13 protein-coding genes are annotated in these 14,362 nt (G+C 56.5%); 3 read left to right on the top strand and 10 right to left on the bottom strand.

What is annotated here, in order from left to right:
* Positions 1-10: 10 nt before the first annotated feature.
* The gene (locus tag FEF65_RS11265; protein WP_161595235.1) at positions 11-2,668 is read left to right on the top strand and encodes a hybrid sensor histidine kinase/response regulator; all 2,658 of its coding nucleotides are present in this window, start codon (positions 11-13) and stop codon (positions 2,666-2,668) included.
* A gap of 176 nt (positions 2,669-2,844) precedes the next feature.
* On the opposite strand, the gene FEF65_RS11260 is transcribed toward FEF65_RS11265, so the two are convergent.
* Together FEF65_RS11260 and FEF65_RS11255 are read right to left on the bottom strand one after the other, a co-directional pair.
* Positions 2,845-3,189: a hypothetical protein gene (locus tag FEF65_RS11260; RefSeq protein WP_138239919.1), complete on the bottom strand. Its 345-nt coding sequence runs from the start codon at positions 3,187-3,189 to the stop codon at positions 2,845-2,847.
* Between the two features lie 36 nt (positions 3,190-3,225).
* Positions 3,226-3,918: a transposase gene (locus FEF65_RS11255; protein WP_138239918.1), complete on the bottom strand. Its 693-nt coding sequence runs from the start codon at positions 3,916-3,918 to the stop codon at positions 3,226-3,228.
* A gap of 133 nt (positions 3,919-4,051) precedes the next feature.
* Here FEF65_RS11255 and FEF65_RS11250 point away from each other — a divergent pair, with 133 nt between their 5' ends.
* Positions 4,052-6,283: an NADP-dependent isocitrate dehydrogenase gene (locus FEF65_RS11250; RefSeq protein WP_138239917.1), complete on the top strand. Its 2,232-nt coding sequence runs from the start codon at positions 4,052-4,054 to the stop codon at positions 6,281-6,283.
* Between the two features lie 94 nt (positions 6,284-6,377).
* On the opposite strand, the gene FEF65_RS11245 is transcribed toward FEF65_RS11250, so the two are convergent.
* The 3 genes from FEF65_RS11245 to FEF65_RS11235 are packed head-to-tail and all read right to left on the bottom strand — an operon-like array spanning position 6,378 to position 9,375.
* Positions 6,378-7,496: an ABC transporter permease gene (locus FEF65_RS11245; protein WP_138239916.1), complete on the bottom strand. Its 1,119-nt coding sequence runs from the start codon at positions 7,494-7,496 to the stop codon at positions 6,378-6,380.
* Positions 7,489-8,406 carry an ABC transporter ATP-binding protein gene (locus FEF65_RS11240; RefSeq protein WP_138239915.1) on the bottom strand — a complete coding sequence of 306 codons (918 nt, stop codon included), beginning with the start codon at positions 8,404-8,406 and terminating at the stop codon, positions 7,489-7,491. Before FEF65_RS11240 ends, FEF65_RS11245 begins: the two co-directional genes overlap by 8 nt.
* Before the next feature lie 3 nt (positions 8,407-8,409).
* A complete protein-coding gene (locus tag FEF65_RS11235) occupies positions 8,410-9,375 on the bottom strand; it encodes an HlyD family secretion protein (protein WP_138239914.1) in 966 nt (321 codons plus the stop codon).
* A 238-nt stretch (positions 9,376-9,613) separates the two neighbouring features.
* Between FEF65_RS11235 and FEF65_RS11230 the strand changes: the two genes are divergently transcribed.
* Entirely contained in the window at positions 9,614-10,174 is a 561-nt protein-coding gene (locus FEF65_RS11230; protein WP_238701366.1) for an outer membrane protein, read from the top strand.
* Between the two features lie 67 nt (positions 10,175-10,241).
* Here FEF65_RS11230 and FEF65_RS11225 read toward each other — a convergent pair whose 3' ends face one another.
* The 5 genes from FEF65_RS11225 to FEF65_RS11205 all read right to left on the bottom strand — a co-directional run bounded on the left by FEF65_RS11225 (position 10,242) and on the right by FEF65_RS11205 (position 14,320).
* Positions 10,242-11,204 carry an AAA family ATPase gene (locus FEF65_RS11225; protein WP_138239912.1) on the bottom strand — a complete coding sequence of 321 codons (963 nt, stop codon included), beginning with the start codon at positions 11,202-11,204 and terminating at the stop codon, positions 10,242-10,244.
* Positions 11,201-11,830 carry a dTMP kinase gene (tmk, locus tag FEF65_RS11220; protein WP_138239911.1) on the bottom strand — a complete coding sequence of 210 codons (630 nt, stop codon included), beginning with the start codon at positions 11,828-11,830 and terminating at the stop codon, positions 11,201-11,203. The genes FEF65_RS11225 and tmk overlap by 4 nt, the downstream gene beginning before the upstream one ends.
* A 111-nt stretch (positions 11,831-11,941) precedes the next feature.
* Positions 11,942-12,571: a TIGR04282 family arsenosugar biosynthesis glycosyltransferase gene (locus FEF65_RS11215; protein WP_138239910.1), complete on the bottom strand. Its 630-nt coding sequence runs from the start codon at positions 12,569-12,571 to the stop codon at positions 11,942-11,944.
* On the bottom strand, positions 12,571-13,260 hold the full coding sequence (locus tag FEF65_RS11210; protein WP_138239909.1) for a TIGR04283 family arsenosugar biosynthesis glycosyltransferase: 690 nt from the start codon (positions 13,258-13,260) through the stop codon (positions 12,571-12,573). Before FEF65_RS11210 ends, FEF65_RS11215 begins: the two co-directional genes overlap by 1 nt.
* Positions 13,250-14,320 (bottom strand): hypothetical protein, encoded by a 1,071-nt coding sequence (locus FEF65_RS11205; RefSeq protein ID WP_138239908.1) that lies wholly within the window; start codon positions 14,318-14,320, stop codon positions 13,250-13,252. Before FEF65_RS11205 ends, FEF65_RS11210 begins: the two co-directional genes overlap by 11 nt.
* Between the last annotated feature and the right edge of the window lie 42 nt (positions 14,321-14,362).

The following is a 14,362-nucleotide window of genomic DNA, read 5'->3' as shown; positions in this document are numbered from 1 at the left end:
GGAGATCATGATGGCAAATCAAAACAGACGCGGGTTCACCTTCAGCCTGAGGGGGCATATCGCCGCCGCGACAGCCGCAATCTCCATCATATTGTCTCTCGGTATCAGCTTCATGGCAGCCAGTATCAGCAAGACGCAAATCGAACATCGTGAAGGCAGAGCCTTTGCCAAGCAGGCCCATCACACGGCCGAGATGCTCGATCGGGCCATGTTCGAGCGCTATCGTGAAATGCAGGTCGCATCGGTATTGAGCGACATCAGCTCTGCCGCTGTACCACCGGATGCCAAGCGCAAGGTACTGGAGCGTATGCAGAGCTCCTTCAATGCCTACGCCTGGGTCGGTATTTGCGATGCCAATGGCATCGGCCTGGTCGGTACGGGAAAATACCTTGAAGGCAAGGACCTCAGCAAACGGCCGTGGTGCACGCAAGGACGTGATAAACCCTATGTCGGCGACATCCACGATGCCCTGCTGCTGGCCAAAATCCTGCCCAATCCGTCGGGCGAAAAATTTTACCTGCTCGATGTTGCCGCCCCCGTCCGTGAGCCCGGCGGCAAGCTGCTCGGTGTTCTCTGCGGCCATATTTACTGGAAGTGGGCCGAGGAGATGCTCAACGTCTCCGACAATCCGGACACCAATACCCTGCTGACCAGCAAGGATGGTCTGCTACTGGCCGGCCCGCTGCCGGCCCGCAGCCAGTTGGCCGATGCCGCGCCGCAAACCATGGCTGCAGCCAGAAAACAGCAGACCGGATTCCGGCTTGAAAAATGGAGCGATGGCAAGACCTACCTGACCGGCTTCTCACAGGGCAACGGCTACCGCGACTATCCCGGACTGGGCTGGATTTCCCTCTATCGCCAGAATGTTGATATCGCCTTCGCGCCGGCCCGCGACCTGCAGAATCGCATCCTGCTGCTTGGCCTGTCGCTGGGCCTGCTGTTCTCGGTGATCGGCTGGTTCCAGGCCGGTCGTATTGCCCGGCCGATTCAGGCAATTACGCACGCCGCCAAGCGTGTCGCTGCAGGCAACCTTGACTACACCGCCCCGCCGATTGAAGCCGACGCCGAGGTCGAGGAGCTTGCCGACTCCATTCAGCAGATGACCAGCACACTGTCGCGTGAGATCAGTGACCGCCGTCAGGCAGAGGAGAGATTACGCAAGATCTCCGAAGCAGTGCATCAGGCCGGTGAAGCGGTCATCATTACCAACCGTCAGGGGGTGATCGAGTATATCAATCCTGCCTGCAGTGATATCACCGGCTACAGCCTGGAGGAACTGGTCGGTCAGACGCCGGCCATCCTGAAAAGCAATCAGCAGAATCCCGAGTTTTATGCCACGTTGTGGCAAACCATCACCGGTGGAGAGGTTTGGCACGGCACCCTGATCGACAAACGTAAGGATGGTATTCTCTATCCGGCCATGATGTCGGTCGCGCCTATTCGCGACGAGCATGGCGAAATCACCCACTTTGTCTCGATCCAGCAGGATATGTCTGATCAGAAACGGCTGGAGGAGCAATTTATCCAGTCCCAGAAAATGGAGGCTCTCGGCACACTGGTCGGCGGCATTGCCCATGACTTCAATAATATGCTGGCCGGCATTAACGGTAATATTTTTCTGGCAAAAAAAGCCGTGCTAAAACCGGACAAGATCACGGACAGACTGGAGCAGATCGAAGCCCTGACCACGCGGGCCAGCGAAATGATTCGACAAATGATGGCTTTTGCGCGCAAGGATACGACAAAGAAACGCGAGCTCGATCTTGGCGAACAGATGCGCACAATTATCCGGCTTGCCAAAACGGCCATTCCCGAAAGCACCCGCCTGACACTGGCACTCGATGAAACCGAATTGCCGGTACTGGGAGATGCCACACAACTGCACCAGATCATCCTAAACCTGGTGAACAATGCCCAGCATGCGCTGAGCGGGCGTGACCAGCCCCAAATCACCATCGGTCTGCAGCAATTCGAGGCCAGCAAGGCTTTCATGGCACAGCATCCCGAACTGACAACGCCACACCTCGCCCACATCTATGTCGCCGACAACGGCCAGGGTATCAGTGAGGCCATTCTCTCACGCGTGACCGAGCCATTCTTCACCACCAAGGAGGCCGGCAAAGGCACGGGGCTCGGTCTGGCCATGGTATTCGGCGCCATCCAGAGTCATCGTGGCAAGCTGGTCATTGAAAGTGCAGAGGGAGTTGGCACCACCATCCATATCTATCTGCCACTGCACACAACTGACCGGCCGGCGCAGGATGCACATGAGGTGCAGACGAGTATCGTTGCCGCCAACGGTGAATGCATTTTGCTCGTTGATGATGATGAGTTGCTTCGCAATGTACTCCGCGAAGGGCTCGAGTCGCTGGGTTATCGGGTTACCACGGCCGTCAATGGCAGGCAGGCCATGCAGATCTACTCGGAACAGAGTGCTGACATCGATCTGGTACTGATCGATGTGGTGATGCCTGAAATGGGCGGTGTGGAAGCCGCGAAACAGATCATCCGCATCAATCCGCAGGTGCGGCTGGAATTCATGACCGGATATGACCGGGAACAGTTTGCCAACGATCGTGCTCTGCTGGAGCAGTATGAGGCGATCATGAAACCGGTACAGATCGAGGCTCTCAGTGTGGCGCTTTCCAGAGCGCTCAGGCAGGGATAGTTAGGGAGATGCTGATTGATTCAGCGATTCCGGGCGCGCTGACCGGTGGCCGCAATTCGTCAGGATGGCCGGATTGGACAGCTTTGCCGCCGCCAGTGAGCGGCAGGATGGATGCAGCGACTCAAATCAAACGCGTAAGCACCCTATGTGAAAGCAAAGACAAAACCACGATTCGCTCAGTCGGGCGACAACGCGATTGTTACCCCGGCGGACTGTTTATCGATATCGATTTGCACCGTGCACTGTTCGTGGCAGGTATCAACAGGTGTGGGATCATCCGCACAACTGCATCCGGCGATGACTGACGAGTAAAATATCATTGCCCGCACACGGATCACACTCTCCAGCTCCTCTGAGCCAAGTATCACCGCCGAGACCCCATCTTCGAGTGCCACGCTGCCCAGCCTCAAACCTTCCTGCAGCGGAAGCTGCGCTGGTGGAAGCATTTCAACTTCGCGCTTCAACACCGACGAAAACTGCGGCGAACGCCAGGCATCAAGTGAACTTTTGAATAAAATCATGTGCAAATCATAGCCGCATCCGGAAAAAAGGGGACGCTACCCTTTTGGGGCAGGAGGTAATTCCTTTTTCGGTCTGCCTTGAGGTCGTTCCTGTAAAGGCCGCCCGACCTTTTGTTCGAGGCCCTGTATAAAACTCTCGGAACCACACGGTAACCCCATTTCCACACGATGCCGCAACGTATCCAGCAAGTGGCTTTCATCCTGACCAAATAACCATTCGGACCAGTTATCGATCGATGCCAATTTAGACTCCCATTCATCCCTCGATCTCAACACGGCATCCACGCGTACACCACAATGCCCGGCCGCACTCGACCAATGATAATCCTCTGCTCGTTCAACAAGCCCGGCCCGAACGGGGTTGCGCTCAACATAACGAATCGCTGACCACAGATATGCATCATCCAGCGCGGATGAAAAGAATCTTCCCTGCCAAAGGTGCCCGGACCAGTTATTTATACGATTCACCCTCTGGGCGTAACGCATATGTAGCGGTTTAAACACTTGCTGTAATCCCTCTTCGCTATTCGGTACAGCAATCAGATGCACGTGATTTGTCATCAGACAGTAAGCCAGAATGTCGACATCGTGTTTTTCGCAATACTCACAAAGCCAATCCAGGTACGTACGGCGATCATCATCGCTGAAAAACACATCGGAACGCCTGTTACCACGCTGAGTGATATGATGCGGTACGCCTGAAAACACGGCTCGAGGTAAGCGAGGCATGTTCTTAGTTTAGACGATACAAGCCATTAAAGGGTAGCGTCCCCTTTTTCTCCTGCCCTTTTATATCCATTCGGGGCTGTTAAACTCGCCGCACCTCGCTGCGCCCTGTGTGCAGATCTAAAAAGGATACCGCATGACACAGAAGACCCCGACCATCATTTACACCAAGACCGACGAAGCGCCGATGCTGGCAACCTATTCGTTACTGCCGATCGTGCAGGCGTTTACCAAAGCCGCCGGTGTAAATGTGGAGACCCGCGATATTTCGCTGGCCGGTCGTATCATTGCCAACTTTCCCGAACAGCTTTCGGAAGAGCAGCGCATGGGTGATGCCCTCTCCGAACTCGGAGAGCTGGCCAAGACACCTGATGCCAACATCATCAAGCTGCCGAATATCAGTGCTTCGATCCCGCAGCTGGTAGCAGCCATTAAAGAACTGCAGGCACATGGCTTTGCCGTGCCCGACTACCCTGTTGATCCACAGAACGAGGCCGAGAAAGAGATCAAGGCACGCTACGCCAAAGTGCTCGGCAGTGCCGTGAATCCGGTACTGCGTGAAGGCAACTCCGATCGCCGCGTAGCCGATGCGGTGAAGCAATACGCCCGCAACAACCCGCACTCGATGGGGGCCTGGAGCCGTGATTCGAAGTCACATGTCGCGCACATGAGCGAAGGCGACTTCTACGGCTCTGAAACCTCATGGGTGGCCGACAAGGCGTGCGCCGTGCGTATCGAACTGACCCAGACCGATGGCAACACCGTGGAGCTCAAGGCTCCTATGAAGCTGCTGGCAGGCGAAGTGATTGATGCATCGGTGATGAGTGCGAAGGCACTGCGCGCGTTTTATGCCCGCGAAATTGATGATGCCAAGACGCAGGACGTGCTGCTCTCCCTGCACCTGAAAGCAACGATGATGAAGGTCTCCGACCCGATTATGTTCGGCCATGCGGTGACCGTTTTCTTTAAGGATGTGTTTGAGAAACATGCTGCAAGCCTCGAAAAAGCCGGGGTAAATCCGGATAACGGTGTCGGCGACATGATGGCGCGTATTGCCACGCTTCCAGAGGCTGAGCGCACGGTCGTTGAAGCCGATATTGCCGCTGTGTATGCATCACGCCCGGCACTGGCCATGGTCGATTCAGGCAAGGGCATCACCAATCTGCATGTGCCAAGCGACATCATTATCGACGCCTCCATGCCGGCAGCCATCCGCTCCTCCGGCCAGATGTGGGGACCGGACGGCAAGCTGAAAGATACCAAGGCGATGATTCCTGATCGCTGCTATGCCGGCGTCTATCAGGAGACCATCTCCTTCTGTAAGGAGCACGGTGCGTTTGATCCGGCGACGATGGGCAATGTCTCGAATGTCGGCCTGATGGCGCAGAAGGCCGAGGAGTACGGCTCGCACGACAAGACCTTCCGCATGCCGGCCGATGGTGTGGTGCGTGTGATCGACGATGCCGGTAACGTAGTGCTCGAACATATCGTTGAAGCCGGTGATATCTGGCGCATGTGTCAGGCCAGGGATGAGCCAATCCGCGACTGGGTGAAGCTGGCCGTTGCTCGTGCCCGTGCCACGGGTCAGCCGGCCATCTTCTGGCTCGATAGCAATCGTGCCCATGACCGTTCACTGATTGCCAAGGTCGAGACCTACCTGAACGACCACGACACTGCCGGGCTTGATATCCGCATCATGAGCCCGGTGGAAGCTACCCGCGTCAGCCTCGAACGGATGAAACGTGGTGAAAACACCATTTCTGTGACCGGCAACGTGCTGCGCGACTACCTCACCGACCTGTTCCCTATTCTGGAGCTCGGCACCAGTGCCAAGATGCTCTCGATCGTACCTCTGCTGGCTGGCGGTGGCCTGTTTGAAACCGGCGCCGGCGGTTCAGCACCCAAGCATGTGCAGCAGTTTGTGGCTGAAAATCATCTGCGCTGGGATTCGCTCGGCGAATTCCTTGCCATTGCCGTCTCTCTCGAAGATCTGGCTGCGAAGACCGGTGATGCCAAAACCGCTGTGCTGGCCAGGGCGCTCAACGAAGCGAACTGCAAGTTCCTGGCTGAGAACAAGTCGCCATCACGTCGCTGCGGCGAACTCGATAATCGTGGCAGCCACTTCTACCTCGCCCTCTATTGGGCTGAAGCGCTGGCCAACCAGAACGACGATGCAGCGCTGAAAGCGATGTTTGCACCGCTTGCTGCAGCACTGGCGGAAAATGAGGCTGGTATTGTTGAAGAGCTCAACCGTGTGCAGGGAAGCGCTGTCGATCTTGGCGGCTACTACCAGCCGGATGAAGTAAAGCTGACCGCTGCCATGCGTCCATCAGCACGCTTTAATGATGCACTGACACTGATCGGATAAGCCCGGCCGGTTTCGTCTCAACGGATCGTGCCTCAGGCCACACGGGTGGTTTGAGGCACGATACCCGAAGAGCTTCGTATATTTAAAATCGCAATCAATCCAGTGTTTTATGAAAACGTTTGAGTGCAACCAGTAAAGCAAACAGGGTAAACACCATAATCGGCCACAGGTGCTCCCATGCCAGCGGCAACGTATTTCCTTTGAGCATAATGCCCCGCACCAGGCGCAGGAAATGGGTTAACGGCAGCACTTCGCCGATCATCTGCGCCCATTGCGGCATACCCCTGAACGGGAACATGAATCCGGACAAAAGAATCGAAGGAAGAAAGAAGAAAAAACTCATCTGTAAGGCCTGCATCTGATTGGCGGCCAGTGTTGAGAATGTAATGCCCATACAGAGGTTGGCGAGAATAAATACAATCGCCAGCCCGTACATCAGTGGCAGACTGCCAACCACCGGCACATGAAAGAACAGCATGGCTGCCAGCAGAATCAGTGTAATCTGGACATAGCCGACAAAAATATAGGGAATAATCTTTCCCAGCATCAACTCAATGGGCGTAACGCTGGTGGCGAGAAGATACTCCATCGTTCCCCGCTCCCGCTCCCGGGTAATGGCCACGGCGGTAATCATCACCATCGTCATGGTCAGGATCACCCCCATCAGGCCGGGAACAATATTGTAGCGGCTCTCCCCCTCGGGGTTATAGCGCTTGTGCACGGAAAGAGTAAATGGTGGCGCTCTGAGCGGGTTTCCCTCCTCTTTTGCTGTCGCAGCTGCGATTTCGGGTAATACAGCCAGTGCACTGGCTGTGGCGATCGGATCGGTCGCATCGGCTTCGACCAGCATCACCGGCTGCTCGCCGCGCAACAGCTTGCGTTCAAAATCGGCCGGAATCGAGATGACAAACTGAACTTCCCCCCGATCGAGCAGCTCCGATGCGGCCGCTTCACTGGCAGGGAGAGCGACCGTGTTGAAATATCCGCTATGGTGGAGTCCAGCCATCAGGCTGCGTACATATGGTCCTGAATCCGCCGCCAGCAGTGCCGTCGGCAGCGCGCGCGGATCGGTATTGATGGCATAGCCGAAAAGAATCAGCTGCAGTACGGGAATGCCGATCATCATGGCAAATGTCATCCGGTCCCGCCGCATCTGGATGAACTCCTTGGCGGCAATCGCTGCCAGTCGCGACCACGAGAACCGACTAGACATCGAGCTGCCTGTGATGACGGGCAAGATAAAAGAAGAGATCCTCCAGAGTGGGCGCCACCGCTTCTGCGTCCGTCAGCAAGCCGAAATCATTCAGGCAACGCTCCAGCGCCATACGATCCGGCCCTGTCACTTTGACACCGCCCGCCAGAACCTCGGCCATACTGACAGCCGCCTGCTTCTCCAGCGTTTCAAGCAGCGCGGTACTCACTCCCGGCAGGCGAAATGCCACCAGCGATGATTGCTTAATCACCTCCTGCATGGTACCGCTGGCAAGCATGGTGCCGGTATGAATATAGGCCAGTCGATCCGAGTAGAGCTCCACTTCGTCCAGATAATGGGTGCTGACCAGTACCGCCACCCCCTGCGCCGATTTCTGCCGGATGATATGCCAGAAACTTCGCCGCGATTCCGGATCGACGCCACCGGTCGGCTCATCCAGCAATAGAAGCTCCGGCTCATGCATCAGGGCACAGGCAAGGCTTAGCCGTTGTTTCCAGCCACCCGAAAGGGTACCGGCCAGATGATTGGCGTAATGCTGTAGCTGAAACTCGTGCAGGGCAGCCTCAACCTTCTGTTGTCTGGCATCCAGCTGATGAATGCTGGCGGAGAAGCCAAGGTTTTCACGCACCGTTAAATCCGAATAGAGACCGAATCCCTGCGACATATAGCCGACATGCTCTTTGATCGCATCATATTCGCGGCGAATATCGAATCCCAGACAGTGCCCCTCACCGCCATCCGGGGTTAACAGTCCGCACAACATGCGAATGGTGGTCGTTTTACCGGAGCCATTGGGGCCGACAAAGGCGACAATCTCCCCTTTGCCCACCTCCAGATCGATGCCCCGCACAGCCAGCTGATCGCCAAAGCGCTTGATCAGGCCGGAAACCGCAATGGCTGTATCGGACATGCGCTACTGCTTCAGGCTCTGGCGTACTTCCACCGGCAACCCCGGTGTCAGGTTAACCGGCTCACTGTAACGGGCCTCAATACGAAACATCAGTTTGTCGCGATTATCACGGTTGAACAGAACCGGGGGTGTGAACTCTGCCTCACTGGCCAGCCTGCTGATGCGTGCAGTGCGCGGCTGGCCGCAGCCATCGCATGAGACCCTGACCTCCCTGCCAGGCTCCAGGCCGGCACGCAGTGCCTCGGGCACGAAAAAGATCACCTTCACATCGCCGGCCGGTAAAAAGCGCAATACCGGCACTGTGGCCCCACTGATTTCCCCGACCCGACGAATCAGGCGATCCACCAGCCCATCGGCCGGTGCTGTCACTCGACTTTCAGCCAGCAGCCGGGTGGCATCGGCAACCGCTGCTTCTGCGACTGCAAGCTCCGCACGTGCGGCACGAATGCGGTCTTCACGCCCGCCAAGTTTGGCCACCGCAAGCTCGGCATCGAGCCGGTCTTCACTTGCCTGCCGCTGTATCACGCGGGTGCGGGCCTGCTCAAGCTGACTGGCTGCAACGAAATCCTTACCGGCCAGTGATTGCAGGCGCACCAGATCATCCTTCGCCTGGCTGAGTGCTGCGGCAGCTTCCCGCTTTCCGGCCAGCAGGGCTGCAATTTCAGGCGGGCGTGCTCCCTTTTCAAGATCGGCCAACATCGCAGTCAGCTGGGACTGACGTGCCATAGCCTGCTCAAGTAGCAGCTTCTCATGTGCATCATCCAGCGAAAACAGCCACTGCCCTTTTTTCACCTGCTGCCCGTCAGTCACCGCAATCGTCTCAATACGGCCGGCATGTTCGGGGGCAATCTGAATATATTCACCTTCCAGGTAGCCCTGAAAATAATCCGGTGCATCAGCACTGCAGCCGGGCAGCAGCATCAGTGCCAGCAAAGCAGCAGCAAAAGGCGGCAAATGCATGAATCTCATGGGCTTTAGTGTAAGGTGAGTGTATCAAAAGCGCCAGCGAATCTGTGTCGCAGTGCGCGCGAACAAGCCTCTGTTTTTGAGGCTTCTGTGCTTACAATGTCAAAGACTTGCAGCAGTGACTGGACTGCCTGCATTTGCCGTTACGACTGTGGCATATCAATAACCATGTAACCACTGCGGTTCTCCCCGTCTGTTTGTTGATTAGCCTGCTGCTCAACTTAACCTTTCAGGAGTCATGATGAAACTCGGTACAAAACTCGCCATTCTCGCCATTGGCCTTACCACCGCCACGCCCGTATGGGCCGAAGGTCAGCATTACGTTGGCGTTGGCCTCGGTGCACTGAATATCGGTAATGGTATCAGCAAAAAGGCTGTATTCGGTGGTTATATTCAGCTTGGCCATGATTTCAGTGAACATCTGGGGGCAGAGGTCCGCATCGGCGCCACCGGCAGCACCAGTGGTGCCACCCCCGGAGCAGCCAAAGAGCGGATGGAATTTGTTGCCCACTATCTGAAGCCCCAGTATGCCTTTACCGATACCCTGACCGGTTATGCGCTGGCAGGTTTTGCCGTCGCCCATTGCAGCTATCAGCCTGCTGGCGGCGTCAAAAAGACCAAAAACCGAATCAGCTATGCGTATGGTCTGGGGCTGGATTACCGGGTCAGTGATGACTACTCAGCCGGTATTGAATGGTCACACATGATGAGCAAGCCGAAAAACAGTGCAGCCACCATGGCTACCGATTTTAAAGGCCTTGAAGCCAGCGTCTTCACCACAGCGATCCGTTATCGCTTTTAGTACCTGCACGCTTAACCCGGCGGGCCATGAATGGCCCGCACGGCAACATCCCCTCTCATCCAGAGCGTTAACGTCCGCTCTGGCTACAACTGCGTAAAGCAGCGCGCAGCGTCATCACATGGGCCAGCAGTGTGGGACCTGCGCGCAGGCTGCTGCGCACCACATCGGCTGGCCAGCGGGCACAGGCATGTGCGGCCTGATGCAGTGTTTCAGCGGCGACGAATCCTTTCGCATCGCCTGCCTGTTGCAGACGCGGATATACAGGGGCAAGTAACAGACTGATAATCAGATCATGCGGTACCATGGCGACAAACTGCCCAATCCAGTTTTCCAGCATGCCGATATCGGCTTGAGCCAGCTCATGCACCAGCTGTCGCCAGGAGAGCAATGCGCCGGCAACCTTTTTATCCTGCAGGCTATGAACTGTGCCTGGGCACCCTTTCGCCAGTTCAGTGGCCAGAGTCAGCTGCTCAGGGGTCACATCATCCCCCAACTGCAAGGAGAGAATCCCGCGAACGGTTTCATCGGCAAGCGGTGTACACTGTTGCAGCATACAGCGGGAACGGATGGTGGCAGGCAATCGCATCAAGTCGGCGCAGACCATTAGCAGCATGCTTCCTGCCGCAGGCTCCTCAAGCCCTTTCAGCAGCGCATTGGCAGCCTGGTTATTCATCCGCTCAGCATCATCAAGAATGACGATCCGGCGTTCACCCTGTGATGTACTCAGGGCAAGAAACGCGAGCATCTCCCGGACCTGCTCGATGTTCACATCCCGTTTTCCTTCGATCAGAGCCACGCGATATACATCCGGGTGGGAACCGGCAGCCAGCATCAGACAACCATGGCAACGGCCACAGGCCGAATGATGCTCACAGACCATAATACCGGCCAGCTTCTCAGCCAGCATATGCTTGCCGATCCCCTTCAAACCATATAGCAGCCAGGCGTGATGCAACCGCCCCTGCGCCATTGCCTCGGTGAATCGCGCCTCAACCGCTTCGTGACCGGCCACGGCCATCGCATGACTCATAGCTGAAACCGTGCGCTGATCATCGCGATCACCTGCTGATGCACCTCATCAATCGACTCCGCCGCATTGATGCGAACAATACGCTCTGACTCGGCATCCGCCTGGCGCACAAAGGCATCCGCAACCCGTTGATGAAACGAGACGGCCTCATCATCCAGCCGACTGCTTTTTTCCCCCGCCAGCTGCCGCAAACGCATGCGTTCTACAGCTGTTTCCACCGGCACATCAAACCACAGGGTCAATGACGGGGTGATGCCACACTCGGCAAACCGGAGCATGGGCTCAAGCCCTGCTGCATCAAGTTTGCGAGCTGCCAATTGATAGGCACGAGTTGAATCGCTGAATCGATCACACAGCACCCAGGCCCCATCTGACAGGGCCGGCATCAGTTTGCTACGCACATGCTGGGCCCGATCAGCCAGAAACAGTAATAATTCGCATTCAGCCACCGGCAGATGCTCACCGGACAACAGCAGACGGCGAATCTCTCCACCGAGTGGGGAATCGCCCGGCTCAAATGTGGTAACCACCTGCTCACCTCGGGATTGCAGCCATGCAGCAGCCAGTTTCAGCTGGGTACTTTTACCACAACCATCCACGCCTTCGAATGTTATCAGTCTGTTCATATACCTCCCGCAAACTGGGTATGATGCCAGCGGCTCACTGCAGGATATAAGTCATCATGCAGAGCCACGAGCATAACGCTGCGCAATCTGTATCCATTGGTAAACCGGAGATCAGCGCAACAATGGCCGGACAGACTCCGGCACCAACCAGCCGCTGCCTTCAGCCCGCAGCAGATCATCAGGAAAATCGATATCAAAACCGTAATCCAGCAGCTGCGAGGTCAAGCCGAGTTGTCCGATGATGGCCTGCGTCTGCACCAGAACCTGACCGGATGACCACGCCACACCGGCAAACAATGGCCAGGGTTGATGCATGGCGATCAGATCATAGCCGCCATCCTCCACCGGCCCCACCACCACATCTGCGTTTGCCAGTGCATCATATGCCTGATGCAGCCGCTGATCCGGCATGTGCGGCGAATCCGTCCCCAGCAGCAGCACTGCCCCGGCTCCGTCAGCGCAGGCCTGTGCCACCAGTCGCCCCATCCTGTCGCCCAGGTTTCCCTCTCCCTGGGCGACCACTGGGCACGTATATTGCGAATAAAACCGGTGAGATGGATCATCTGCTGCAACCACCACATCATCAAACAGGCGCACGGCTCTTTCAATTACGGTGGTGGCCATCGCAGCATGCAGCATGGCTGCTTCGGCAGCTGTGTAGCGCGCCAGCAAACGTGTTTTCACCGCTCCTGCAACCGGTGCCTTGCACATGATGATCACCCGCACATCCGGATATGTCATCAGCGCGCCTGCCGGTACATTTGGGCCAGTCGATCGGCCGGTACACCCGACCAGAACAGCAGCCTGAGCCACCACATCCTTACCATGGTGGTGAAAATACCATGTTGCTCCCAGCGACGGCTGCTGGTGATAACCTGCGTGCGCAGACAGGCAATGCGCCCTGTCCGTTTGAGACGCCTGGAGAGATCAATATCCTCCATCAACGGTATGGCGGCAAAACCGCCCAGCTGTTCGAATACCGCGCGGCGGACAAACATGCACTGATCTCCTGTGCTGATGCCGGAGAGGCGTGAGCGCAGGTTGATCATCCGCTCAATGATGCGAAAAAACGGATGAGAACCGGACAAGTGCAGATCAAAACGCCCCCCGACGATATCAGGCGCTGCTATCGCCTTCCTGACCGCCATTATATGACCTGAATCAATCACTGTATCTGCATGAATAAAAAGAAGTATATCCGATGTACACAGGGCCGATCCGGCATTCATCTGGGTGCTGCGTCCCGCCGCCGAAGTGATCCAGCACACCCCTGAAGCGGCCAGAAAATCGCATGATCCATCCGTGGAGCCACCATCAACGATGATGAGCTCATCCGCGCCCAGGGTGGATAAATGCTCGAGCAGGGCCGGTAAAACAGTCCGCTCATTGAGCAGTGGTACCACCACGGCAATGGATGGTTCAATGCTCAACGGTTAATGAAACCCAGCCACTCCCGGGCTCACGGAAGTTGGTCACCTGGCCGCGCCAGGCGCGACCGGCCATCCCAATCAGGCGGGTTCCATGCATATAAAGCCGGATATCCAGCTTCATCACTTGCCCGCCAACCTCAATTTCCGAGGCGGGAACCAGTTGCTGTACAATGGTCTCTTCGGGATCAAGCGTATCAAAGCGCACCCGGCTGATGCCTTTACCAATGACCACGCCCTTGCCGCCATGGCGGGCAGCAGGCTTGAAGACCCAATCCTTGCGATCCGACCAGACACGTTCACGATCCATCTCCGATAACCTGTGCGTTGATGGTGTCACCGTGCGAATGAGGGCAACCTGACCGGCATCCAGACAGCTCTCCAGCAGTCCTTCCCTCCACCAGTCCACCATACGGGTTTTATCACCGATCAGGGCGTAGCTGCGCGGATGCGGGTTGATGATCACCTTGCCTTCCTGATAGGCGGCCCGCACCTCGGCAAGATCGGCTCCCTCAAGATAAAAGTCCGTATGCCGGTTGTAGATCGCATCAATGCGTTCGCCCCGATAATGCAAACCCTCGTGGTCGCGAACAAGGTCCTCCGGGCTGAGCACAAATGCCTGACGGCCGCTGGCGCGAAGCAGGTCGGCATAGGCACACATCTCCGGATACATGAACTGGCGGGTCACATCCTCATCCATAATGGCGATGGTGGACCAGTCAGATGGAAACATGGCAAGGATTCGTTCGCCCAGATCACCTGGCATATCGGGATGCGACTCCATCTGCGGCAACCAGCGATCATCGCCGATATAAAGACCACCGGCATTATTATTAATTTCAATCAGCCTGGGGCCGGCCGGTGTCAGATGAAAATCAAATCCCATCAACACACTGGGCCATCGGGTGGGCACGCGCGCAGCATGCGGAAGCGATGTTTCAAGCGCGGCAAGATAGGCCGGATTATCCTTGAGGCTGAAAACGGTACGCGAAAAATCGAGCATGATCTCAAAATTCCGGGCGGAAATGGTGACTGGCGTTTCGGTGGCAAGTGATGTGGTCATGGCCAGAAGCTACCCTCTATACCCGGTGAAACCAGATTGATT

It is taken from the genome of Mariprofundus erugo (assembly GCF_005818865.1).
GTDB lineage: Bacteria > Pseudomonadota > Zetaproteobacteria > Mariprofundales > Mariprofundaceae > Mariprofundus > Mariprofundus erugo.
This window is presented reverse-complemented; position numbering and strand designations above follow the sequence as displayed.